Source organism: Candidatus Binatia bacterium (genome assembly GCA_029243485.1).
In the GTDB taxonomy this organism is placed as follows: Bacteria; Desulfobacterota; Binatia; order UBA12015; family UBA12015; genus VGTG01.
This window is the reverse complement of the sequence record JAQWRY010000032.1, coordinates 1-21511: the sequence shown is the minus strand read 5'-3', so window position 1 is coordinate 21511 and position 21511 is coordinate 1. Positions and strand designations below refer to the sequence as shown.

The 21511-nt window shown below is 65.2% G+C and carries 25 protein-coding genes and 1 pseudogene; 16 read left to right on the top strand and 10 right to left on the bottom strand.

From position 1 onward, the window contains the following. Positions 1-287 precede the first annotated feature (287 nt). Both P8R42_10510 and P8R42_10505 read left to right on the top strand, forming a co-directional pair. Positions 288-488, top strand: a pseudogene (locus P8R42_10510) (P-II family nitrogen regulator). A 135-nt stretch (positions 489-623) separates the two neighbouring features. Next, complete coding sequence (locus P8R42_10505; protein MDG2305069.1) at positions 624-755, top strand: hypothetical protein; 132 nt, start codon at positions 624-626, stop codon at positions 753-755. Positions 756-1023: 268 nt separating this feature from the next. Here P8R42_10505 and P8R42_10500 read toward each other — a convergent pair whose 3' ends face one another. After that, on the bottom strand, positions 1024-1227 hold the full coding sequence (locus P8R42_10500; GenBank protein ID MDG2305068.1) for a hypothetical protein: 204 nt from the start codon (positions 1225-1227) through the stop codon (positions 1024-1026). A gap of 100 nt (positions 1228-1327) precedes the next feature. On the opposite strand from P8R42_10500, the gene P8R42_10495 reads away from it, so the two are divergent. From P8R42_10495 to P8R42_10485, 3 genes are all read left to right on the top strand, one after another. Continuing rightward, positions 1328-1657: a helix-turn-helix transcriptional regulator gene (locus P8R42_10495; protein ID MDG2305067.1), complete on the top strand. Its 330-nt coding sequence runs from the start codon at positions 1328-1330 to the stop codon at positions 1655-1657. Continuing rightward, positions 1654-2202, top strand: coding sequence for a hypothetical protein (locus P8R42_10490; protein ID MDG2305066.1), 549 nt, complete (start codon positions 1654-1656; stop codon positions 2200-2202). The genes P8R42_10495 and P8R42_10490 overlap by 4 nt, the downstream gene beginning before the upstream one ends. Before the next feature lie 509 nt (positions 2203-2711). After that, positions 2712-2957, top strand: coding sequence for a hypothetical protein (locus P8R42_10485; protein ID MDG2305065.1), 246 nt, complete (start codon positions 2712-2714; stop codon positions 2955-2957). Here the strand turns inward: P8R42_10485 and P8R42_10480 are convergent. Continuing rightward, positions 2936-5428: a TonB-dependent receptor gene (locus tag P8R42_10480; GenBank protein MDG2305064.1), complete on the bottom strand. Its 2493-nt coding sequence runs from the start codon at positions 5426-5428 to the stop codon at positions 2936-2938. The genes P8R42_10485 and P8R42_10480 overlap by 22 nt on opposite strands. A gap of 233 nt (positions 5429-5661) precedes the next feature. Next, positions 5662-5997, bottom strand: a complete 336-nt coding sequence (locus P8R42_10475) for a hypothetical protein (protein MDG2305063.1) — start codon at positions 5995-5997, stop codon at positions 5662-5664. 198 nt (positions 5998-6195) lie between these two features. Here P8R42_10475 and P8R42_10470 point away from each other — a divergent pair, with 198 nt between their 5' ends. From P8R42_10470 to P8R42_10440, 7 genes are all read left to right on the top strand, one after another. Continuing rightward, positions 6196-6657: an SRPBCC family protein gene (locus tag P8R42_10470; protein MDG2305062.1), complete on the top strand. Its 462-nt coding sequence runs from the start codon at positions 6196-6198 to the stop codon at positions 6655-6657. Between the two features lie 115 nt (positions 6658-6772). Then, positions 6773-6994 (top strand): hypothetical protein, encoded by a 222-nt coding sequence (locus P8R42_10465; GenBank protein ID MDG2305061.1) that lies wholly within the window; start codon positions 6773-6775, stop codon positions 6992-6994. Positions 6995-7622: 628 nt separating this feature from the next. Continuing rightward, the gene (locus P8R42_10460; protein MDG2305060.1) at positions 7623-8021 is read left to right on the top strand and encodes a PAS domain S-box protein; all 399 of its coding nucleotides are present in this window, start codon (positions 7623-7625) and stop codon (positions 8019-8021) included. A gap of 119 nt (positions 8022-8140) precedes the next feature. Continuing rightward, the gene (locus P8R42_10455; GenBank protein ID MDG2305059.1) at positions 8141-9142 is read left to right on the top strand and encodes an NAD(P)H-binding protein; all 1002 of its coding nucleotides are present in this window, start codon (positions 8141-8143) and stop codon (positions 9140-9142) included. After that, positions 9139-9783 (top strand): type II CAAX endopeptidase family protein, encoded by a 645-nt coding sequence (locus P8R42_10450; GenBank protein ID MDG2305058.1) that lies wholly within the window; start codon positions 9139-9141, stop codon positions 9781-9783. Before P8R42_10455 ends, P8R42_10450 begins: the two co-directional genes overlap by 4 nt. A gap of 104 nt (positions 9784-9887) precedes the next feature. Further along, positions 9888-10097 carry a hypothetical protein gene (locus P8R42_10445; protein ID MDG2305057.1) on the top strand — a complete coding sequence of 70 codons (210 nt, stop codon included), beginning with the start codon at positions 9888-9890 and terminating at the stop codon, positions 10095-10097. Positions 10098-10189: 92 nt separating this feature from the next. Then, positions 10190-11095 (top strand): hypothetical protein, encoded by a 906-nt coding sequence (locus tag P8R42_10440; protein ID MDG2305056.1) that lies wholly within the window; start codon positions 10190-10192, stop codon positions 11093-11095. A gap of 93 nt (positions 11096-11188) precedes the next feature. Here P8R42_10440 and P8R42_10435 read toward each other — a convergent pair whose 3' ends face one another. The 7 genes from P8R42_10435 to P8R42_10405 all read right to left on the bottom strand — a co-directional run bounded on the left by P8R42_10435 (position 11189) and on the right by P8R42_10405 (position 17511). After that, positions 11189-12436 (bottom strand): FAD-dependent oxidoreductase, encoded by a 1248-nt coding sequence (locus P8R42_10435; GenBank protein MDG2305055.1) that lies wholly within the window; start codon positions 12434-12436, stop codon positions 11189-11191. Further along, the gene (locus P8R42_10430) at positions 12433-13818 is read right to left on the bottom strand and encodes an MFS transporter (GenBank protein MDG2305054.1); all 1386 of its coding nucleotides are present in this window, start codon (positions 13816-13818) and stop codon (positions 12433-12435) included. The genes P8R42_10435 and P8R42_10430 overlap by 4 nt, the downstream gene beginning before the upstream one ends. A 25-nt stretch (positions 13819-13843) precedes the next feature. Next, positions 13844-14743: a DUF1295 domain-containing protein gene (locus P8R42_10425; protein ID MDG2305053.1), complete on the bottom strand. Its 900-nt coding sequence runs from the start codon at positions 14741-14743 to the stop codon at positions 13844-13846. Then, the gene (locus P8R42_10420) at positions 14740-15627 is read right to left on the bottom strand and encodes a TIGR01777 family oxidoreductase (protein MDG2305052.1); all 888 of its coding nucleotides are present in this window, start codon (positions 15625-15627) and stop codon (positions 14740-14742) included. Before P8R42_10420 ends, P8R42_10425 begins: the two co-directional genes overlap by 4 nt. Then, a complete protein-coding gene (locus P8R42_10415) occupies positions 15624-16196 on the bottom strand; it encodes a hypothetical protein (GenBank protein ID MDG2305051.1) in 573 nt (190 codons plus the stop codon). Before P8R42_10415 ends, P8R42_10420 begins: the two co-directional genes overlap by 4 nt. 263 nt (positions 16197-16459) lie before the next feature. Beyond that, a complete protein-coding gene (locus P8R42_10410) occupies positions 16460-16954 on the bottom strand; it encodes a DUF427 domain-containing protein (GenBank protein ID MDG2305050.1) in 495 nt (164 codons plus the stop codon). Next, on the bottom strand, positions 16951-17511 hold the full coding sequence (locus P8R42_10405; protein ID MDG2305049.1) for a lipocalin family protein: 561 nt from the start codon (positions 17509-17511) through the stop codon (positions 16951-16953). Before P8R42_10405 ends, P8R42_10410 begins: the two co-directional genes overlap by 4 nt. Positions 17512-17795: 284 nt before the next feature. Between P8R42_10405 and P8R42_10400 the strand changes: the two genes are divergently transcribed. From P8R42_10400 to trpB, 4 genes are all read left to right on the top strand, one after another. Further along, complete coding sequence (locus P8R42_10400; GenBank protein ID MDG2305048.1) at positions 17796-18206, top strand: hypothetical protein; 411 nt, start codon at positions 17796-17798, stop codon at positions 18204-18206. Further along, the gene (locus P8R42_10395; GenBank protein ID MDG2305047.1) at positions 18206-18340 is read left to right on the top strand and encodes a hypothetical protein; all 135 of its coding nucleotides are present in this window, start codon (positions 18206-18208) and stop codon (positions 18338-18340) included. Before P8R42_10400 ends, P8R42_10395 begins: the two co-directional genes overlap by 1 nt. A gap of 369 nt (positions 18341-18709) precedes the next feature. Continuing rightward, positions 18710-20050 (top strand): AarF/ABC1/UbiB kinase family protein, encoded by a 1341-nt coding sequence (locus P8R42_10390; protein ID MDG2305046.1) that lies wholly within the window; start codon positions 18710-18712, stop codon positions 20048-20050. Positions 20051-20054: 4 nt separating this feature from the next. After that, the gene (gene trpB, locus P8R42_10385) at positions 20055-21263 is read left to right on the top strand and encodes a tryptophan synthase subunit beta (protein MDG2305045.1); all 1209 of its coding nucleotides are present in this window, start codon (positions 20055-20057) and stop codon (positions 21261-21263) included. The last annotated feature ends 248 nt before the right edge of the window (positions 21264-21511 follow it).

Below are 21511 nucleotides of genomic sequence, written 5' to 3'. Positions count from 1 at the left end.
ACTCCTCTATCGGGGCGGCTCTTGGACCACTGCAGCGCGCGGATCGATGGCCGGCCGCCTCCCGAACGCTGGCCAGGCCCTCGCCCCTGCCTGATTTTTGGGCACTTCGGACCGCTCTCCTCGCGGCCTGCCCCTTCGCCACAATATCTGGGCGCCTATCACTAAATCAGGCAGTGACGTTTCCACCAAGCTGCCGTCCAGGAGCACCATTTTGATGATTGAGCGAGAACCCACGATGAGTCCGGGTACCGATACTGAGGCGGCGCCGCCCGCCTGAGGAGACCAACATGAAAAAGATCGAAGCAATCATCAAGCCGTTCAAAGTCGACGAAGTGAAAGCCGCGCTCGCCGCGAGCGGAATCCGGGGGATGACACTCACCGAGGGAAAGGGCTTCGGGCGTCAGAAGGGACACACCGAGCTCTACCGAGGAGCGGAGTACATCGTAGACTTCCGACCCGAGGCCCGGCTCGAGATCGTAGTGACGGACTAAGAAGTGGCAGCGGCCACCGGCTTGACTCTCGCGCTCCTGTTGCCCGAGGGAGCTTCGGCCCGGAGCGCATGCACGGCGAGGCAGTAGCGAACAGCCGGTAGTGCGGCGCTGCAGAAGGCCAAGTGCAAATCCGTGGCAGCGGCCAAGGGCCTCGCCGTGGAGGAGGCCGGCTTGGCCAAAGCGGACGCCAAGCTCGCGAAGGCTGGGCGGAAGGCTGACGCGAAGGGGGACTGCGTCGCGACCGTCGCTTGGGCGACGAACTAGAGCCTGACCGACGCATTCCTCGGCGATGCGATGGACACGCTCGAGCCGCCGCCGGGCGGGCTCGGGAACTGCTGCGCCCTCAGGGCGGGTTCGTGCGTGGCCGGCCCCACCGCAGGCCCAGGCCCATGCTCGACTTACCCGGAGTGGTCGTTCTTCCCCAACTCGATCTGCAACTCGAACGGCACCTGCGCACCATAGCCGAGTTCAGAATCTTGCAGCCGATCTGCGGTGCCGCAGAGCCTCGGTGGGGCCAACGCCGGTCACCCGATCAGGTGGTTTCGCCGAGCAGTTCCTGCACTCGATCCGCGACGGCGACCAGCACCTGAGCGCACGGCTCGCAGTGCCCGCCGCAGCAGCTCGGCCATTGCTTGCGCGGCAGATTCAGAATCGGCCGGACCAGGTCCCGATAGTAGAACTGCAACCGAAACTCTTGGCCGGCCTGGTCGAGCGCGCGCGTCAGCTCGTCGGACATCGCGCTGACGCTAGCAGCGCTCCCGACCCAGCTCCACGCAGATTTTCCCCGTGGCGCCTGCCGCCTTGCCTGGTGGTATCCTTTCGGATACCATTAAATCATGAACGGACCCGAGGGGCATCCGGCTACGATCCTCGCTTCCGCACGTCAGGGAGCCGGCCTCTCTTTGCGTGCCGCCGCCGAGCGGGCGGGGACCTCGCATTCGACGCTCGTCGCGTACGAAAAGGGACGCAAGACGCCCACGGTCACGACGTTTCTACGGCTCCTAACCGCCTTCGGGTACGCCACCGACATCGAGCTGTCGCCACGAATTCGCGAGCAAGACGGCTACCCGCGCGGCGACGAACTCCGCGCCGTGCTCGAGTTGGCCGCACACTTCCCAACGCGCCATACGAAGACGCTTCGCTACCCGAAGTTCGGCGCGACATGACCTCCCTGACGGAGAAGATCGTCGCCCTACACCAGGCGCTCCGCGCGGCGAATCTACCTCATGCGTTTGGCGGAGCGCTCGCTCTGGCGTGGTGCACGCAGCGCGCGCGGGGCACCATCGACATCGACGTGAACATCTTCGTCGACACCGACCAGGCAGGTGCCGTTCTCTCTGCCCTCCCCGCCCCTGTCCGTTTCGATGACGCCAGCGAAAAGGCTCTGCTCCGCGACGGGCAGGTTCGGCTCTGGTGGGACAACACGCCGGTCGACGTATTCCTCGACACGACACCCTTTCACGGCGCCGTCTTTCATCGGACCCGCTGGGAGAGCTTCGCAGGAACCGAGATCCCGTTTCTCTCCTGCCACGACATTGCCGTATTCAAGACGTTCTTCGATCGAACAAGGGACTGGGCCGACCTCGAGGAAATGCGCGACGCCGGAACTCTCGACGTCGGACGCGTCACAGCCGTGCTCATCGAGTACCTCGGCACGGACGATCGGCGCATTCGAAAACTGGAGGAGCTTCGGGCGGCGCGCACCCCCTAGTCTAGTCGAGCAACGAGCCCACCTCCTCAAGGAACTCCCGCGTCGTCGAGCCCTACACGAGCGCCGCGGCGCGATGTCGAGCGTGAAGGGCCCACTACCGGGCCGACACGAAAGCTCAACCCGCAAGAGTCGTCGTTACAGGCGATCTCGTTCGCCGAGAGGTTGCACGAGCCCTCGCGGATGTGGAGCACCGTGTCGAAACCCGAACCGCAGGTCTCGATCGTCGCGACCCCGCTCGTGTTCGGCGTCTACATGAAGACAGATTCGGGCCCCGCGCTCATTGACGATGCGCCAGGAAGTCTTGGTCGAATCGACTGGTCGGCGAGGGGAGACGCGTTCGAGCCCGCCTCGAACGGGACACCCAGCTGGAGGAGTCCGTGGACCGAGCCCCATCCTCCGGAAAACCGTCCGGAATGCGAAGGTCGGCGACCCAGGGGAACGGCTCGTTGCCTTGCCGCTCGTCGTAGGCCGACGGCCTTTGGGCTCGCGCCACCCGCAACGGAGACACAATGCGCGTCTTCCCCTCCACGTTCCGCGCGGCCGAGGACTCGTCGCGCGACGTGCTCCTGGAGCTTGACGGGCCGTGCACCCATCGAAACGCCCGCCTCTCGTCCAGCCACGCGGAGTCACGATCGTTCGAGGAATCATCGATCGTGCGCCTCGGCCAGGAGCAGCTTCTGCTGTTCCTGCCGAACCAGTCGCTCACGTGGCTCGAGGTGGAGTGCGGTGCCGCTCAGCCCGCCGAGAACCGGTAGCTGATCTCCCCGCCCCACGAGATCGGCGGTGCGAAGTACTGCGTCGCGTACCCGAAGGTCCCGGTCGTGCCACCGCTCGTGTTGAAGTACTCGGCGGCGGCCAGATTCCGGCCCCAGAGGGCAACCTGAGCGCGATCGTCGAGGAAGTCGTATGAGAGTCGAGCGTTCAGCAGATTGTAGCCGGGAACGTGCCCGGACGTGTCCTCCGGCTGCAGGTTGTGCACCTTCGTCTGGTAGTACCAATCCAGCCGCGGCGTCAGCCAGCCGTCGAGCCAAGTCGGGCCGACGTCGATGCCGAACGAGTACTGCACCGCCAGGTAGCTCGTAAACTCGGGGACCTGGTTGAACGTCTCTCCCTGCCGGTTAATCTCGCTGACCGCATCCAGCGCAGAGATGTCGGGGAAGTCACCGTACTCGGAATCGAGGACGCCGATGTTGCCCGAGATGAGGAGGCCGTCGATCGGGCGCGTGATGACTTCGGCCTCGATGCCCTTCAGTGTCGCCTTCGAAGCGTTCACGATGAGGCGCACGTTCTCGGGGAGCTCCTGCCCCGGCACAAACACGCTCTCTGACTGGGTTACCTGAATGTCCTGGTAGTCCATGTAGAACAGAGTGAGGTTGAAAGTAGCGCGCTGATCGAAGCCGATCGTCTTGAAACCGATCTCGTAGTTGTCGAGCGTTGACGGATCGAACGGGATCAAGCCGCCGACGTCACCCGTGCTCCCGACCACCGCGTTGAAGCCGCCGCTCGAAAAGCCCTTCGAGTAGGTGAAATAGCCCATGAGGTGATCGAGGGAGATCGTGTCGAGAAGATCCTCGGGGGCGGTGAGCTGGAGGCTAACCATCGGCGTCCACTCGGTGAAGCCCTGGCTATCCGAGCCGCCAGAAGTAACGACCGGCTCTGTCGCGGTGGGATTGCCTCCTAGCGGGAAGATGGTCGAGCGCGTGACTCCGCGCGTTTCGCTCGTGTATCGGATTCCGCCCGTCAGGCTCAGCCATTCGAGCAAGTTCCACGCCGCCTGACCATAAAACGCCCAGTCGCTCTCGTCCCGCTCGACCGGCCCCACGGTGAACCCACCGACATAGTCGAGCGTGGGCGGGTTCGAGCGGACGACGTTCGCCAGGCTGTTGTTCTCCCAACTCGCGAACCCGCCACCGATGAAGCTGATGTCGCCGTCGAGCGCCGTCCCGAACACTTGTCCCTCAACCAGGCTCGATGTCGTCCTCGACGGGTCACCCTGCACGTCTCCGATATTGATGTTCGTGAGCTCGATGATGAGGTCTTCGGTGAGGTCGATGTCTTCGCGCGTACGGTTCTTGTTCTTCCGCCAGGAGCCCAACAGCTTCACATTCAGGTCGTCGAAGACGCCGACCTCGCCGAGCGAGTACTGAGCGTTGCCCCACAGCCCATAGTTCGTGTCCTGGTAAAGCATCTGGGAGAAGGTGCGAAACTCGAACGGTTTCGTTGCATTGCACTTCTCGAAGAAGTTCGGATTCGCGATGAGAAGGAGACCGCGGATGGACGGATCCGCCTCCTGCACCTCCACGCAGCGCCCGCCGGCGCCGTTCGTCTTGTTCTGAAAGTAGTTCGCGTTCACGTTGATCTCGAGATCCTCGATCGGAAGAACGCGAACCTTCCCTAGGAACCAGAGGGCACTCCGGTTGTTATGGTACTGGTCGAGCCCGGAGTTGTAGGTGTATCCGTCCGAGTTGGCCGAGGCGAAGGACCAGCGCGTGAAGACCTTGTCCTCGAGCGCGCCGATCTTGACCGGCACGCTCAGCATCGCGCGCGTCTCGACGGTGCCGAAGCTGCCGGCACGAAGCCACGCGGAGCCGGCCAGCTCATCGGACGGTGCCACGGTCGTGAAGTTCACCGCGCCACCGAGCGTGTTCTTTCCGAACAAGGTTCCCTGCGGCCCCCGCAGCACTTCGACCTGCTGCACATCGATCACGTTCAACAGGGCTGCGGTGCCGTTCTGCAGAAAGATGCCGTCGATGTAGGTCCCGACGCCGGGGTTGCCCGACTCGGTGGGACCCACGCCGCGGATGCGCAGAGCGCCGCCGGTGCCTCCGCGCCCTTGTGAGATCTGAAGGTTCGGAACCAGGTACTGCAAGTCAGGCAACTTCGTGACCTGCGCTTGGACCAGGGTTTCTGCGTTCACGGCGGTAACGGAGATCGGTGTATCCTCGAGCAACTCCGCGCGTCGTCGCGCGCTCACGACGATCTCTTCGACCTGCTTGGCGCGGCGCCCAGACAGGCCCGTGGGCACCTTGCCGGTGGACTCGATCTGCTCGGCCTGAGCGGCGGCCGCGTCCTCCTCCATGTCGATACCGGTGGCGGGGTCGCCCTCGGTCTCGATGCTTTCGACGAAGCCGGGGCCGGCCCGGTTCTGCCCGACCGCCGCAGTCGCGGAGAGAATGAGAGAAAACGAACAAGCGAGGATGCCAACAACGCCGATGCGAATCGTCATGGGAAGGACTCTCCAGAGGTCGAACTACACACCATCACTCTTGTTCCAGAAGGGTCTCCGGAGTCAAACAACCGCAGCCCCGACCGGGAAAAGGCCGGTGCTCGTGCCTCCTCCGCAGGCAGGTAGGTCTGCGGGTTTTCGGCGCAGCAGTACTGCGTCGTCGAAGCCACCGTTCGTCGACTTCGCGAGCGTCCCCGACAAGAACGGAGAGACAGGACCTAACGCATCCGCCCCTACGGGGGGCAAACGTCGCGGCGCCACGCCGAGAAGTCGAGCGCTACACCGAAGCCCTCGTACTCGAGCTTGGTCGCGTCGAACTCCAGGGTCCCGAACGGCCCATCTATTCTCGGGAAGCCGGAGAGCGCGACCTGCTGCCCGCCCACGACGAACGGGCGCTCCCAACCAAACTCCATCCGGCCCTGGCTCGGCGACTCGTACGTGACGTCGAAGCCGGGCGAGATTCCGTCGGCCATCCTTTCTCCGAGCGGGACCACATCGATCAGCGTCTCCGCGAGGGTACGCCGGAACGCCTCGAACGTGCCCCAATCTTCCGCAAGACCGGGCGCCACGACCACAGGCCCACGTAGCCGTCGCCCTTCCGAGCAAAGATCCGGCCGCCCTCGGAGACGACCTCGCCCATGTGACCCTGCGAGACAAAGGCGTGCGTGACGTCCTCGTAGCGGAATTGGGTTGAAGTGGCTCGGGCGACGGCCCGTGTGATATGTGAACACCGTGCTCATTCCATCGATGATGACGGGCGACCCGAGGTGACCTCTCAGATCGAGAACGCGGTGGAAGTCCTCGTTTCCGTCACCGTCGCCCGTCCGAGAGCGGCCGTGTGGAAGGTGCTGGCAGACGTACAGCGTCAGCCCGAATGGATGCGCGACGCGCTATCGATCGAGATGCTGACGGACGGGCCGATGGGAGTCGGCAGCCGCATGAAGGTCCCCACGCAGATCGGGATCTTTCGCACGACCGACATCATGGAGGTGACCGCGTACGAGCCCCCGGAGCGATGGACGGTCGTCCATCGAGGGCTCGTCACGGGCGAGGGCACGTTCACCCTGCGCGAGAGCGATTCCGGCGAATCCACCCATGTGGGATGGCGCGAACGCCTCGCCGCGCCCCTCGGACCACTGGGCCGTTGGGGCATGACGTTCGTCCGCCCCCTCCTCCGGCGCCAATTCCAGAGCGACCTGGACCGGTTTCGGGCTCTCTGCGAGTCGTAGTCGCGCGCCTGGCACGCCCTCTCACAGATACGCCCGGTTCATCAGGCCGTCTAAGGCAGGAACGTTCGACAACAAGAACAATTGCCATCGGTCAGATCTTTCATATTCCTGGGTCATGGGAGGTAATCTGGCGATGAACATGAACGCTTTGCCCAACGGACTTCCGACACCGAAAGTGAACATCGCGCTGACCGGTCTCGGCCCGTGCTACCAAGAGATGGAGGCGGGCGAACAGTCCCGACCGCGCCCCTACCCCGCCAGGGACAGTCTGCTGCAGATGACGCCAGGCCTTTTCTACCTGGCCCTAAACACCTGCCTTCGCCTCGCCCTGTTTTGATTCGGACGAGCCCGCAAAGAGCCCACCGGAACCCGCTACGCGAATGCGATGGTCGCGGCGATCGCCTGCATGACAACGCCGGCATCCACAGACCCAGGAAAAAGGCGAGCGCGACGCTGATCTTCAGCACGCCGACGACCCACATAAACCACCGCGGCAAACCATACACCGCGAACTCCTCGGCCATGTTCCTCGCTTCCCCCCCGGTAGGGAGTCGGCTTGCCCGAACGGAGCAGCCACACATTGAGCAGACCAAGAGCCGCGACGACTTGTAGGACGATGCCTAGGGTTTCCATATCTTTCGCTCCGCGAGTCGTCAGAGCGTATCCCGGCAGAGGCCTGCCGCAAGCTCAAAACACGCCGCCCACCGCTCCCTGATGGTACCGAAGCGCTGTGCGGATAGAATGCCGCGGCAGTGCGAACATCGACCTCGCGGCGAAGGAGGAACTGGTCGAGATCGTTCGCGGATGGCTGTGCGCGCGCAGGGTGTGACGTCGTGCTTGGAGCTTCGATCTTTGAGCCTTGTGCCCGCCCCTAGAACGAGTACCGTCACCTCATGCTGGAGGATGTGCGCGGGCCGATGCCCCGTTTCTCAGCGATCTACAACGGAAAAAGAAAGGACACACCAATGGCGGCTTCGTTCGACGAGATCCTCGGTAGCAGCGGCGCAAACCCAGCTCTCTTGCGCGCACTCGCCGACAACAGCTTCGACTCGATCCTGATCACCGATGCCTCCAAGCATGGGCGGATCGTCTATGCCAACAGGGCGTTCAAGAAGCTCACCGGCTACGAGCCGGCCGAGGTGATCGGTGAGACGCCGCGCATTCTGCAGGGCGCGGGAACCGACCGAAAGGTCATCGCTCGTCTCTCGGAGGCGCTCTCCTCCGGCGGCCGTTTCGAGGGCAAGGCGGTGAACTACAAGAAGGACGGCACGCCGTTCATCATGCACTGGCGCGTCCTGCCCATCCGGATCGGGCGCCGCATCCAGGGGTGGCTCGCCATCCAACGCGAAGCACACATCGGCTAGGGCTCGCGTCGAACGCCCGGCAGGCCGAGGCTCCGCACCATGTGCGTGCAGGTCCCGCCGGGTGCCGGGATCTTGCCGAAACGGCTGTCTACCGCCCCGCAAGGAGAGCCAGGAGCCACATGGAAGAGCCGACCAGGCGAGGCGAGGAACGAAACATACTGCTCACCGGAGCTACCGGTTTCGTGGGTGGTGCCGTCTACCCGGCACTCGTCGCCGCGGGCTGGGACGTGCGCTGCGCGACGCGAGACGGGGAACGCGCAGCCGCGCAGTGGCCCAGCCGCAACTGGGTGACCGCCGACGTCGCAGATCGGGACTCGACGGTACGCGCCCTCGAAGGATGCGACAGCGCTCTGTACCTCGTGCACGGAATGGCGACGGCGAGCGGCGACTTCCACCGAGCGGAGGTCGCCCAGGCCGAGACGTTCCTGCGCGCCGCCGAGGACGCCGGGGTGCGCCGCATCGTCTACCTCGGAGGTGTCACAGCCCCGAGCTCCGATGCCTCCGCACATCTTCGCAGTAGGCGGGACGTGGGCGAGACCCTGCGTTCGGGAAGCGTGAGCGCCATCGAGCTGCGCGCGAGCATGATCATCGGCCACGGCAGCCTCAGCTGGCTCATCGTGCGAGATCTCGCAGCGAGACTCCCCGTTATGGTCTTGCCGCGCTGGCTGAAGTCGCGCACCGAGCCGGTGGCAATCAACGACGTCGTCGTCGCCGTCCTCGGCGCGCTCGACTTGGTCGTCGACGGGAGCGAATGGTTCGGGGTGCCCGGCCCGGAGGTCCTCTCGGGTCGCGAAATCCTCGAGCGCACGGCGGACGTGCTCGGCCGCCCGCGACCGATCATGATCGAGGTTCCGTTTCTGACGCCGAAGCTCTCGTCTCACTGGGTCCGCTTCGTCACGCGCGCCGAGTGGTCAGTGGCGCGCGAGATCGTCGTGGGGCTCAAGGAAGACCTCCTCGCCGACGATGCGCGCTTCTGGGAGAGGATAGGCCACACCAGCCTGCAAGACTTCGACGAAGCCGCGCGTCGCACGATCTCTGACGAGAAGCGCGAAGGGCCCATACGCGGCCCGTGGGGCATCATCGAGCGCCTGCTTCTGGCGGCGCCGGGGCAGGCCACTTGAGAGTCGCGGCGGCGACCAGTTCGGGCAAGGGGGCGATCGCGCTCGGCATGGCGGCGCTATGGGCCGTCGGCGCCTGGCTGTCGCACCCGCTCGGAATCTGGCCGGCGGTGGGCGGAACCGCGTTACTGCTCGGCATCACCGCGGTCTTCCTCCAAGGACCCGAAATCCGCGCGGCTCTCGGCCTAGACCCGAGAGCACTTTCAATCGGCTTTGCCGCCGGCGCCTTCATGGCCGCAGCGACCTATCTCCTGTTTCCGCCCGTCACCCGCGCCGCGCCCGAGCTTCTCGCCGGCGTCGTCCGGCTCTACGTCGACTTCGGCCACCTGGGTCCCGCAGCACTGTTCGTCGCACTCCCCATCGTCGTCGCCTGCGAGGAAATCGTCTGGCGCGGTGTCATCTACGGTGCGCTCGTCGACCGCGTGCCCTGGCCCCTCGCCGTCATCGCCGGCACCGCGCTTTACGCCATCGCGCACGCTCCGATCGGCTCGACGGCCCTAGTCCTCGCCTGTCTCGGCGCCGGCATCTGCTGGAACACCTTGCGCTACGAGACCGGCAGCCTCACCGCGGTGTTCGTCGCGCACATGGTCTGGGACGCAGCGCTGCTCGTTTTTTGGCCGTTGGTTGGGACGAGCATCGAGTGATCGGACCCCTTCCCGCACGATCCGGGGATTCCGGTGCAAATCTGCGGATGGCCCGGCGGCGTAGATCCTTTCGGCTCCGAGGGGGTCTACCGAGCGGCGGCTCGATGGCCGGGTTCGAGGCCACCGAGGAAGTGTGGCGCTTCCTCGAGCGACACCACAACGTCGGCGTAGGTGGCGACATTTCGGCCGCGCGCGAGAAGGTCGTGCCGCGCGCGAAGTCGCGAGGCGCTATGCGCGCCGGGGTGGTACGCTCCACAGCAGCGTGTCGGTATGCTCTCAATCGATTCCGCATGTCGGGTCGCCGCAACGGATAGACAGCATGGAGAACCAGCCCGAACCTGGCGAAAGCAAGCGTGGCTCGGGACTTGGAAGCGGCGATCCGTCCACCGGGGAAGATAGGGTGTCGATGTCTGCTCCCCGCCACGTCGACGGCGGCCTCCAGCGCGCCGTCTGCCGCTTCGGCCGTTGCCTCGCGCTTGGTCTCGCGCTTGCGGGATGCGCGGCGCGCTTCCCCGTCCCGCCCGACACGGTACCTGCCGGGCCGACGGCTGCGGAGATCCTGGGCCGGAGCATCCAGGCCTCTGGCGGAGATCCCTACTCGTCGATTCACGATATCGCCGTTCGCTACCGGGGCGAGTGGGGCTCAGTCGTCCAGATGCTTCAGCCCGTATTGACCGACGGCGAGTACAGGGGCGAGTCCGAAGAACGCCTGCTGCTCGGAGAAGACGTCATCGCCCAGCGACACCTGGGACCGTCCGGTGAAAAAACCGTGCTCCGCGGCCGGGGGGAGATCTACGTCACGTATGATGGAGTCCCGTCGACCGATCGCGCCGTGCTCGAGTCATCGGCCCTGGTTGCGGACGCGTACGGCCTTTTCCTCGTGGGACCGGCGTGGCTGAACCGCCGCGGCACGGAGTGGACGCGCCTGGCGGACGAGGTCGAGGATGATCAAACCCGCCTGCGAATCCTGGGACACCTCCGACCCGGCATCGGCCTGTCCGACGCGGACCGGGTCGTCGCGTGGATCGATGCCGAGACCTTCCTCCTCCGTCGCGTCCACTTCACTCTGGAGGGCTTCGAGGGGACCCTCGGGGCTCACGCGGACGTGACCTTCTTCGACTACCGGGAGATCGAAGGCCGACAGTGGCCGACCAGATTCATCGAGCGAGTTCGGTCCCCGGTCGACATCCACGCTCACCTGTGGACCCTCGAGGGACTCGACGTCGACCGCGGCCTGAAGCGCGCGGACCTCGGTACGAGAGAAGATCCCACGTGGTCACCCACGGCCGCTCGCCCCGCCACAGCGCGCTGAGGGCTCACCGCGGAGTGCCGTCTCCTCTCGAGTGCGCGACGAAGCGGCCGATCGCGCGCGGAAACTCCCACGAGCCGCGATCAGAGCCCTGGATCAAGGCGCATTCGGTGATGACGTGCATGCGCCCTCCTCCGGAGCCAGCACGCGCACGTCGAGCGCTCCGCGCAGAGCGTTCCAGACCGCCGGCACGCTCGGCCAGCCTGGCTCGGGAAACGCTCCGCTCAGACGCCTCCAGGCGGCAACCGTCGAATCGACCCCGCTCGGTGGCGCCAACTGGGCCGTGACCAACTGGAAAACCGCCTCCTTCGCCATCGAGATCCCTGGGCCAAACAGCGCCCAACGGCCCTGCACGAGAAAGCACCCCAAGTGGCCGAGAGAAACGAGCATCGGTTTCTCGGCCGGCACGAACCGTTCGAGCACCCTACCATCGAGCCGACGCATGGCGTTCCTCGCGGCGCAGACGCCCATGTCCATCGCGTGGTAGGCCTGCTTCGCGATCGGTTCCCCAAGCGCAGCCGCATCGCCGGCGAGGAACACGCCTTCGGCATCGGAGCTCTCGAGGGTCGCGGCGACGGGCGCCCAGGCGCCTGCGCGCGGCGCGAGGCCGGCCGAGTTCAGGAGGGGCGCGCCCGTGGGCCCTCCCGTCCAGATCGTCACCTCGCTGTCCACCGCCACGCCCGAGGAGAGCGTGACCCGTTCCCGACCGACCTCGTCCACGCGCGACTCCATCTCGAAACCGACATCGAACGCCGCGCATTCTTTACGCACCGTCCGGTCCAGGCTCGCGGGACCCGCAGAGAGCAGGCGCGACCCCGCTTCGACGACGCGGATCCGGAATCGGGGAAACGCGCGCAGGATCTCGCCCAGGGCTTCGACGCCTTCGAGCCCTCCCCCCACGACCGTAACTCGCGCCCTGGGAGATCTGCGGTGGAGCGCGCGCAGCCGAGTGCCAATCTGCTCACAGTCGGCCACGGACTTGAACGGCATCGCCCATCGATCGGCGCCCGAGACCCCATGAGTCGCGTTCACTCCGCCGACCGCGACGATCAATCCATCATAGGCATGCGTTCCCGAAGAAAGGCCGCGGACTACGCGGCGGCCCCGATCGATCTCGACGACTTCGTCCTGCACGAATCGATGCCCGGCCTCCTCGACCCGGGCGGAGGCGTCTATCCGCAAATCCTCGGGGCGCTTCTGTGAGGACAGAATCTCGTGGATGTTGGGCAGAAATTCGCACCAGGGTCGATCGGAGATCACCGTGACGTCGCAGGAATCCGGCAACTCGAGCGCCGCGGAAAGGCCCGCGAATCCAGCCCCGACGATGACGATCCGATGGCTCATTTCTCATCTCCCATAGCGACGCATCCCCCGCCGGCCCTGCCCCCCACGGCCGCTCGCCGCGCTTCCAACGCAATGCGCACCTCGTCGTGACGCTCGCGCGTAATCGGGAAGTGTCGCAGAAAGAGAGCGCCGACTGCCATGAGAATCGCGGGGACGCCTCCATAGATCGCCATCAGCCAAGCCTGCACGGGAAGTGTCGCCACGTCGCTGGATGGATCGTAGCCGAAGGCGGCCGGCAGTGTCGTTCCGAGCAGAACGCCGAGCGCAAGCGACAGCTTCGTCACCATTCCCCAGACCGCGAAGTACAGCCCCGTGCGCTGCTCTCCGGACACCAGCGTGTCGACGTCGATCACGTCGGCGGCGATCGAGTTTGCGAGAAAGAGGATCGACGCGAAGCTGCTGCCACGGATAACGACCATCGCGATCATCACGGTCGTGTCGCCCTCTCGCAGGGCCACGAGTGGGAGGCTCCAGACCGCGATCCACAGGGCCGCGGCCAGCAAGGCACGGTGCTTCCCGATACGAACCGATACGGCGAGCCAAAGAGGAACGCCTGCCAACGTCGCCACGTTCTCGAGCAAGATCATGAGGGTGAAGCGGGACTCGTCGCGCATCACGTCGGCAAGAACCAGTCGGTGGAGGCTCCCCTGGATGGCAACACCGGAGACGAAGAACAACACACAGCCCATCATCCGAAGGAACGCGGGATTGCGCGCGACGAGTGCGAGGCCGGCCCAAGCGCTCCGGGCCTCGTGCGCAAAGCCCTCTGGCTCGCCCTCGGGCACCGTGAGGACGCAGACCGCGGTCAGGATGGGGAGCGCTACGATGACCACCAGCGCGACGCTGCGGAGTTGCTCGGCCGCGTCCTTTACGCCGTACGTTCCGAGCCAGACGAGGACGACGAGAAGGAGGACCTGGCCAGCGGTCGACAGACCTTCGCGCCAGCTGGTGATGCGCGAACGCTCGTCGTAGTCGGTGGAGAGCTCCGCCCCCCAGGCCCGGTGCGGAAGGTCGATCATCGTGAAGCCGAGATACAGCAGCGCCGACCAACCGAGTAGATAGGCGGGGGTCACCGCCTGGTCCGGAACGAAGACCTTCCATAGTGAGACGGAGAAGAGCGGCAGGCCGAGCACCATCCATGGCTTGCGACGGCCGATCGGAAGCCGGAGCCGGTCGCTCAGCTTGCCGATTAGCGGGTCGGTGACGACGTCGAGCAGGCGCGAGAGCGCGATCGCAACGCCAACGGACGCGAGCGGCATGCCGAGGTCGTCCGCGTAGAAGGCCGGGACGAACAAGGCCATCGGAAGAGCCGTCACAGACGTCACGAGAGACGGCAGCGAGTACCTCACAATGCGCCCGGGGCCGAGGCGCGACGACTTCACTGCGACGGCTCCCCGGTTCTACGACTCATCCGGAACCGTTCCGAGACCCCAGCGAGCTTGGTGGGCGCAGAAACAGAACCGGTGTTCGGTCCCGATAGGCCTTGTAGTCCGCTTGGCCGCCCCACTTCTTCTCGGCTCGAGCCTCGAGAAGGGGGATCCCGCTAATGCGAGTGAGCAGGACGTAGACGAATACCGGGGAGATCAGCGTCACGTACTGCCAGTCGGCGAGGGCCGGCAGTGCAATCAACGCAACCCCGCTCCAGAGCGTGATCTCACCGAAGTAGTTGGGATGACGCGACCAGGCCCAGAGGCCTACGTCGATGAACCGCCCCCGGTTCGCCGGCTCCCTTCGAAAGCGACTCTTCTGCCGGTCTGCCAGCACTTCGATCACGAAGCCGATCGCCCACAGGGCCGCTCCGAGAGCGGCGAGCCCGCCGAGCGCCTTCGGATGAGCCGAGGTCATCGCGGCCAGGGCACAGGACAACGTCAGGAGGACCCAAAGGCCTTGCAGGGTCCAAGTCATCAGAAACCGTAACAGGCTAGGCTTGAGCGCGTCGAAGCGTCCGTCTCCGCCGTCACGCGTGATTCGTCTGAACAGAAAGCTGCCGAGCCGCGCTGCCCAAAGGACGACCAGGACGGCGAGCAGCAGGGAACGCGGATCCGGCTCGTCGCGCAGGGCCAGGGCCAGCAGGACGAGAGAGAGGTAGGTGAAGCTGCCAGTCAGGTCGAAAAAACGCTCCGTCTGCGAGAGATACGCCGGGAGGAAAGCGATCCAGTTGACTGCGAACGCGAGGATCCCGCATAGCGCAAACACTGGGAGCCCGCCCACCCGCACACCACCCTGACTTCCCGCCCACACGATCCCGCCACCCACCAGAAGGATCGCGACAATGGCCAGCAGACTCTGTCGCTCCGCCGCACTCATGCGGTCGTCTGAACCAGGGCTTCTTCCAACTCGGCGAACCGGAAGTCGTACCCCGTCTCGAGGAGTCTCTTTGGGCTCACACGCACGCTTGCGAGCAAGAGCTCATCGGCCATCTCGCCGAAAGCCAGTCGCGCGCCGAAAGATGGCAAGGGGATGACCGTCGGGCGCCTCAGCACCCCTCCCAGCGTCTTCGTGTATTCGCGGTTCGTGACCGGGTTCGGGGAAACCGCATTGACCGCGCCCCGCAGGTCCTCATGGGAAATCGCGTGGAGGACGATTCCGACGGCATCGTCGAGGGCAATCCAGCTCATATATTGCGACCCGTCGCCGAGGATCCCTCCGAGTCCGAGACGAAAGGGCAATAACATCTTCGCGAGCGCTCCCCCCTCTCCGCTCAAGACGACGCCGAAACGCAGGTGAACGACACGTATTCCCTTTTCGCGCGCCGGATCCGCGGCGGCCTCCCATTCACGGCAAACCTCTGCGAGGAAGCCCACCCCCGGGGGCGCACTTTCGTCGAGGATCTCCTCGCCACGATCGCCATAGAAGCCGACCGCCGAGGCGCACACGAGTACCTTTGGCGGCTGGTCGAGCTCCGATAGTGAGCGTGCGAGCAGGTTGGTCCCCTCGATCCGGCTGTCGCGAATCCGCTTCTTCTTCTCCACCGTCCACCGCCCCTCGGCGATGCTCTCCCCGGCCAGGTGGACCACGGCATCGAAGCCTTCGAGCGGCGAGCGGTCCAACTCGCCACCCCGGGGGTCCCATGGGATGCCTACGGAATCGGCCGCACGCACCAGCCGCAGGACCTCGTGCCCAGCTTCGGTCAGGGACCGGACCAAGTTCCTACCCATCAGACCGCTCGCCCCGGAGATCAGCACCTTCATCGAAGATTCCCTTCCATCTCTTCCCGCCGGCCGCGTCCACGCCACCGCGAGAGACTGATTCCGAGCACCAGCAGAAACGTCCCCGGAATCCAGTATATTCCGATCAGCGACCGCACCGCCTCGAGCGGCCCACTGAGCCAGTCACCAACCTCCAGGATGAGAACGAGCCGCGCCATGAGGGCGACCGCCGCAAGACTCGAGAAGACGACCGCCTTCATGCCGGCGGCGCCGGCGATCACGGCAACGGCCGGACCGGCCAGGAGGAGCACCGCCGGGTACGATGCGTGCGCGAAGGCGCGCTCGAGCCACCGCACGAAACGACCCATCCGGGGTGCGCGCAACTCGAGCCACACGAGGGCCGCCGGTCCGAAGGCCCGTCCCAGGTAGAAGCACACGACGAAGAACGACAGGGAACGGGCAGTCGCGACGAGGAGAAAGGCGGCCGGATCGACGGTGGGGGCGACGAGCACGAGGTGCCGAGGGAGTGGACTCAGAGCGATGAGGGCCAGGGGATGGTTGTTCGCCAGGTAGAGCGATGCGACGACTCCGACCAGGGTCGCGAAGCTCATCGAGGCCAGCAATGGCAGGCACACGGTCGCAATCCTGCGGTCTCGGGACGAATGGTCCGCGCGAAGCGTCAACGGGGTGGTGTACGGGCTCGTAACCATGATCCATCTGCGACCGATAAGGTGCCAAGGATCGCACCCGCCGAACACGCCTTTACGCTACCAGTCCCTAGGGTCTTGGCGACCAACATTCTCACCGCAATCGCAACGAGCGGGCGTGAGGCCTGTCGGGAGCCAGCGGCGCGCGGTCTTCCCCTACCGCCGACTCACCAGCCGTCCGTCCCGAGGCTACCTTTGAACGGCCCCCGAATCTCGCTCGTGATCCATCCGCCGTAGAAGTCTCCAGGCTGTGCTTGGATGATCTCACCGTCGACCAAGCACTCGTCCATTCGCGACGGATAGAAAGCAATGTAGTCGCGGATCAGCTCGAAACGGTCCGTCGGTGTAGGATAGCTCCACGCCGCTGCTTCCTCCCTCCGGTCTCCGACGACGACGTCGTAGTAGATCGCCGAGCCTTTCCACTCACAGAAGGACCGCCGAGAGACTCGGTGGAGACAACCAGTGAGCACATCGGCGGGAGGAATGTAGAACACGGGCGGATGACTCGTCTCGAGAACGCGATGAGCGAGCGTGCTGTCCGCGATCTCACGATCTCCGAAGCGGACCTGGATCCGCAGAGAGCTCGGCTCGGATCGAGGGGGCCTGGGGTAATCCCAGACCGACTCCGTCGGACGCCCATTCTCGATGTGCCGCTCGGTCACTTCTCGCCTTTCAACGCAGGGTCTCTGCGACTCTGATCGACCCAGATCAGCGACGCGACATCGAAGCCTGCCTCGCGGGCAACGGATAGAAGCTCGTCCAGGCGTTCCCGGGGCAACGACCGCTCGCGGGAGAGGAACCAGAGGTAGGAGCGATCCGGTCCCGTGACAATGGCGTCGCGGTAATCCTCATCTAGCGAGATCACGTGATAACCGCCGTAAAACGGGCCGAAGAAGCTCACCTCGAGACTGGCCACCGTGGGATCTCCCTGCGAGTAGGCTTTGCCTACGGCCTCGCGCCACTCTTGCGCAGATTCGTCATACCCCCGGTTCACGACGCGGATGCCCCCATCGTCCTTCACGGTGTAACGCGCCGACACGTCCTCGAGGCCTCGCTCGAACGGGTGGTCGAGGCGTGCGACCTCGTACCAGGTACCGAGGTAGCGTGTGGAATCGAAGTCTCGCACCGGCTCGAGCCCTTCCGGAATGCCCGTGCACCCGAGGGCTCCCATGAGTACCGTGGCGAGCATCGTTCGGATGTCATTGAGATCAAGATTCATGCGGACGCTGACTCCGCCGTCGTTTCACACCTACGCCCTCTCGACCCGCTGGCAAGGGCGCAACCTCTGCATTTCGGCACTTTCGACGAGGCATATATCCTCTAGCCCGATCCCATGGGAGAAGACGGCGCGATCATACTGGTGGACCACGGCAGCCGGCGCCCCGAGGCCAACGCGCAGCTCGAAGATCTCGCGAGCCTCCTCGTCGAGCATCGTCCGGATGGGGCGATCCGCTGCGCCCACCTCGAAATCTGCGCCCCGCACGTGCCCGAAGTCGTCGCCGCGTGCGTTCCGTCCGCGTCACTAAGACGCTTGGGCTCGGCGCCAGACTCGTCGAGATCGTATTAGCTCGTATCGATGAGGCCGAGAGCCTCCCCGACGAGGAGCAAGGCACCACCGGGCGCGCGCCCAGATGCTCCCGCGGCCCACTTCTCGCGGCGGGCTATCTGCACGGCTTTCGCACGTCGATCAATGGCGGCGGAGCCTTCTCGACGGATACCGGGTTCGCCGCCGGACGACTCGGATTCCCCGTCGGCGCCGGCCTGATCCTCGGCGGCCAGCTCGCGTTGCAGGGCGACTGGTATTCGTTTCGGGACAACAACCCCGGGGCGGCGACGCCAGACCCTCGGCCCTGGGGCGACATCCACAGCGCGCGGGCTCCGTCAGCCTGGGGAAGAAGCTCGGTAATTGGCTGATGAACCACGCGTTCACCGCACGCTTCTCGTTCGAAGTCGGCGCTTCGATCGGGCAGAGCTTCAACCCTGGCGGTCTCGTCGGTGCGCAGTATGCCTTCTTTCCGGGCCTCCGGCTCGGAGCGGGCGGCTCGTAGGCGCGCGTCTGGAAGAAGGCCCCCTCGGCGTTCCGAGCCCGTTCGTCTACTGGGAGATCAGCGAGCAGTTCGTGCTCTCGAACACGATCGCACCCGACGCCTATCCGCGTGGACCTGGCCTCGAGTTTGCCTGACGCCCTCTTCCCGACGGGGCTCTGGCGGTGGGCGGCCGGCACAGACTCCATTGCCTAGCTTGGCGCATTCGTCGCTTGGCAGTTTTGATACCTTCTCCGCCCGGCGACGCAGTCCGGCGCGCCGATTTCCCCTTGACGACCTGGCCTGAGGGGGAATTCTCGTAGGCGGATGGCCGGCTTCCTCGACACCTCGCGCCAACGCCCCGCGCGGGCGAGTCGAGTGCCTTCGACCCGTATGGAGCGCTTCTTTCGCATGGGAGTCGCCGCGGGCGGGATGGTTGCATCCGCCGCCTTCGACGGAGCCCGACGCCTAGCCAGTGGCGAGGTGCCCGAGCTTCCGGACTTGCTCTTCACTCCCACCAACGCTGCAGCCCTGGCGAGCCGTCTCTCGCACATGCGCGGAGCCGCCATGAAGCTCGGACAGCTTCTCTCCCTCGAGGGGGGCGCATTCCTTCCCCCGGCACTGTCCGAGGCGCTGGCGATGCTCGGTGCCTCTGCCGACACGATGACCCCGGGGCAGCTTCGTCGGGTTCTCGAACGCGAATATGGTCGCGGATGGCGAGAGAATTTCTCATGGTTCGACGAGAGACCCATCGCCTCTGCTTCGATCGGACAGGTCCATCGCGCGCAGGCGTGTGACGGTCGCCCGCTCGCGATCAAGGTTCAGTTCCCGGGGGTCGCCGAGAGCATCCGCGGAGACGTCGACAACCTGGCGATCCTGGTGCGGCTATCGGGCCTCGTACCGGCGAAGTTCGACCTGGGTCCTCTTCTGGACGAGGTTCGCCAGCAGCTCCTTGCCGAGACAGACTACGTCAAGGAAGCGGCGAGTCTCGATCGCTATCGGGGGCTCGTCCGCGATGAGGAGCACGTGAAGCTCCCCGCCCCACACGTCGACCTGACCACTCGCCGCGTCCTGGCCATGGACTTCCTCTCGGCTGCCCCCATCTCCTCACTCTGGGAAGAGAGCCACACCCAAGAGCTGCGAGACCGGATCGGAACCCTCGCACAGCGCCTCGTCCTCCGCGAAATCTTCGAGTTCCGCTTCATGCAGTCCGATCCGAATTTCGCGAACTTCCAGGTGGACCCGCACGCCCGCGATCTGGTCCTTCTCGATTTCGGCTCGATGATCGAGATCTCCGAAGAGCTCTCCTCGCGCTATCGCCAGCTCATCGCTGCCACCGTCGAGAACTGTTCGGCGAGTGTTCAGGACCTAATTGTCGAGTTCGGTTGGGTGGGGCCGGAAGACGAGCCGCAACAGGTCGAAAAGCTGGTCGAGTTCCTCCTGCTCGCGACGGAGCCGCTTCGATCCAACGGTCCCTACGACTACGGCGCTTCGGATCTGGCCGCGCGAGCGCAGAACGTTGGAATGGAACTCGCGTTCGCGGAGGGCATGCGTCGCCCTCCGCCCCCCGAGCTGGTGTTCATCAATCGGAAGCTGGCCGGGACATTTCTTCTCTGCGCACAACTCGGGGCTCGGGTCGACACGGCCGCCATCGCCATGACGGCGCTCGAGGGCCCACCGACCGCGTTGCGCGAGCCTCCCGGTGAAGAGGGACGTCAGGAATGCGGAGCGTAGGCGAATGGACGTGATGCCCGACCACGCCGGCCACTTCGGGGAGTTCGGCGGCAGATGGGTCAGCGAGACCCTCATGCCGGCTCTCGACGACCTCGAGACCTACTACAAGAAGCTCCGACGCGACCGAGGGTTTCAGAAAGAGCTCAGCCATTTGCTCTCGGAGTATGTCGGTCGACCGACCCCGCTGACACACGCGCGGCGGCTCTCCGACGAGTTGGGCGGTGCGCAGATATATCTCAAGCGCGAAGATCTCTGCCACACCGGAGCGCACAAGATCAACAACACCATGGGACAGGTTCTGATCGCCCGGCGAATGGGCAAGACACGTATAATCGCCGAGACAGGCGCGGGCCAGCACGGCGTGGCGGCCGCGACCGCGTCGGCCTACTTCGGACTTCCGTGCGAAGTCTTCATGGGCGCCGAGGACATCAAGCGACAATCGTTGAACGTCTTTCGCATCAAGCTGCTCGGAGCTACCGTCCGCGAGGTCCGCAGCGGAAGCCGTACGCTCAAGGATGCCATGAGCGAAGCGCTGCGCGACTGGATCACGAACGTGAACGACACGTTCTACATGATCGGATCGGCGGCGGGGCCGCACCCCTATCCGATGATCGTACGCGATCTGCAGAGCGTCATCGGCAAGGAGTCTCGCCGCCAGATTCTAGCGGTCACAGGGAGACTCCCCGATGTGCTGATCGCGTGCGTGGGTGGAGGCTCCAACGCTATCGGGCTCTTCCATCCCTTCCTAGGCGATCCCGGGGTCCGTGCCATCGGCGTGGAGGCAGCCGGCATGGGAATCGCTTCCGGTCGCCATTCCGCGACGCTCAACGCCGGGAAGCCCGGGGTCCTCCACGGCGCCCGGTCGTACCTCTTGCAAAGCGAACTCGGTCAGGTGCAAGAAGCTCACTCCGTGTCCGCGGGGCTGGATTACCCGGGGGTTGGCCCGGAGCATGCATACCTGCGCGATCAAGGGATCGCGAAGTACGTCACGGCGACGGACGACGAAGCTCTGGATGCGCTCGTGCGACTCTCACGAACGGAGGGGATCATCGCGGCACTCGAGACGGCTCACGCGCTGGCGCACACGATCCGGCTCGCTCCAACCCTGGGCCGCGACAAGATCATCCTGGTGAATCTCTCGGGTCGCGGGGACAAGGACATGGAGACGGTTTCGCGCTTGCGTGGGAACAGCATCGACCCAGTCGAGTGCTAAACCTGTTCGGGTTCAACTGAAGTTGGACCAAATCGGGGTTTGAAATAAGAGACACTCCCGGGCGACACGAAGCGCAAGGCGGGCGCCCCCTTTCCAAATCTCAGGAGTGTACGTCGTCAGCTGAGTCGGGATCTTTGGGGTCGATTTATAAGAGACACTTCCGGCACGTTTGCCCGCCTACGCGGCGCGTAGATTCTGTCGCTTACGACGGGCCATTGTCTTGTTCTTGATCTGTTCTCGGCGCGTCA

Bases quoted from the DNA above. Each gene is read 5' to 3' on its own strand.
- P8R42_10500 (MDG2305068.1), bottom strand. From the start codon at position 1,227: ATGTCCGACGAGCTGACGCGCGCGCTCGACCAGGCCGGCCAAGAGTTT.
- P8R42_10495 (MDG2305067.1), top strand. From the start codon at position 1,328: ATGAACGGACCCGAGGGGCATCCGGCTACGATCCTCGCTTCCGCACGT.
- P8R42_10490 (MDG2305066.1), top strand. From the start codon at position 1,654: ATGACCTCCCTGACGGAGAAGATCGTCGCCCTACACCAGGCGCTCCGC.
- P8R42_10485 (MDG2305065.1), top strand. From the start codon at position 2,712: ATGCGCGTCTTCCCCTCCACGTTCCGCGCGGCCGAGGACTCGTCGCGC.
- P8R42_10480 (MDG2305064.1), bottom strand. From the start codon at position 5,428: ATGACGATTCGCATCGGCGTTGTTGGCATCCTCGCTTGTTCGTTTTCT.
- P8R42_10465 (MDG2305061.1), top strand. From the start codon at position 6,773: ATGGGAGGTAATCTGGCGATGAACATGAACGCTTTGCCCAACGGACTT.
- P8R42_10460 (MDG2305060.1), top strand. From the start codon at position 7,623: ATGGCGGCTTCGTTCGACGAGATCCTCGGTAGCAGCGGCGCAAACCCA.
- P8R42_10455 (MDG2305059.1), top strand. From the start codon at position 8,141: ATGGAAGAGCCGACCAGGCGAGGCGAGGAACGAAACATACTGCTCACC.
- P8R42_10445 (MDG2305057.1), top strand. From the start codon at position 9,888: ATGGCCGGGTTCGAGGCCACCGAGGAAGTGTGGCGCTTCCTCGAGCGA.
- P8R42_10440 (MDG2305056.1), top strand. From the start codon at position 10,190: ATGTCTGCTCCCCGCCACGTCGACGGCGGCCTCCAGCGCGCCGTCTGC.
- P8R42_10435 (MDG2305055.1), bottom strand. From the start codon at position 12,436: ATGAGCCATCGGATCGTCATCGTCGGGGCTGGATTCGCGGGCCTTTCC.
- P8R42_10425 (MDG2305053.1), bottom strand. From the start codon at position 14,743: ATGAGTGCGGCGGAGCGACAGAGTCTGCTGGCCATTGTCGCGATCCTT.
- P8R42_10420 (MDG2305052.1), bottom strand. From the start codon at position 15,627: ATGAAGGTGCTGATCTCCGGGGCGAGCGGTCTGATGGGTAGGAACTTG.
- P8R42_10415 (MDG2305051.1), bottom strand. From the start codon at position 16,196: ATGAGCTTCGCGACCCTGGTCGGAGTCGTCGCATCGCTCTACCTGGCG.
- P8R42_10405 (MDG2305049.1), bottom strand. From the start codon at position 17,511: ATGAATCTTGATCTCAATGACATCCGAACGATGCTCGCCACGGTACTC.
- P8R42_10395 (MDG2305047.1), top strand. From the start codon at position 18,206: ATGAACCACGCGTTCACCGCACGCTTCTCGTTCGAAGTCGGCGCTTCG.
- P8R42_10390 (MDG2305046.1), top strand. From the start codon at position 18,710: ATGGAGCGCTTCTTTCGCATGGGAGTCGCCGCGGGCGGGATGGTTGCA.
- trpB (MDG2305045.1), top strand. From the start codon at position 20,055: ATGGACGTGATGCCCGACCACGCCGGCCACTTCGGGGAGTTCGGCGGC.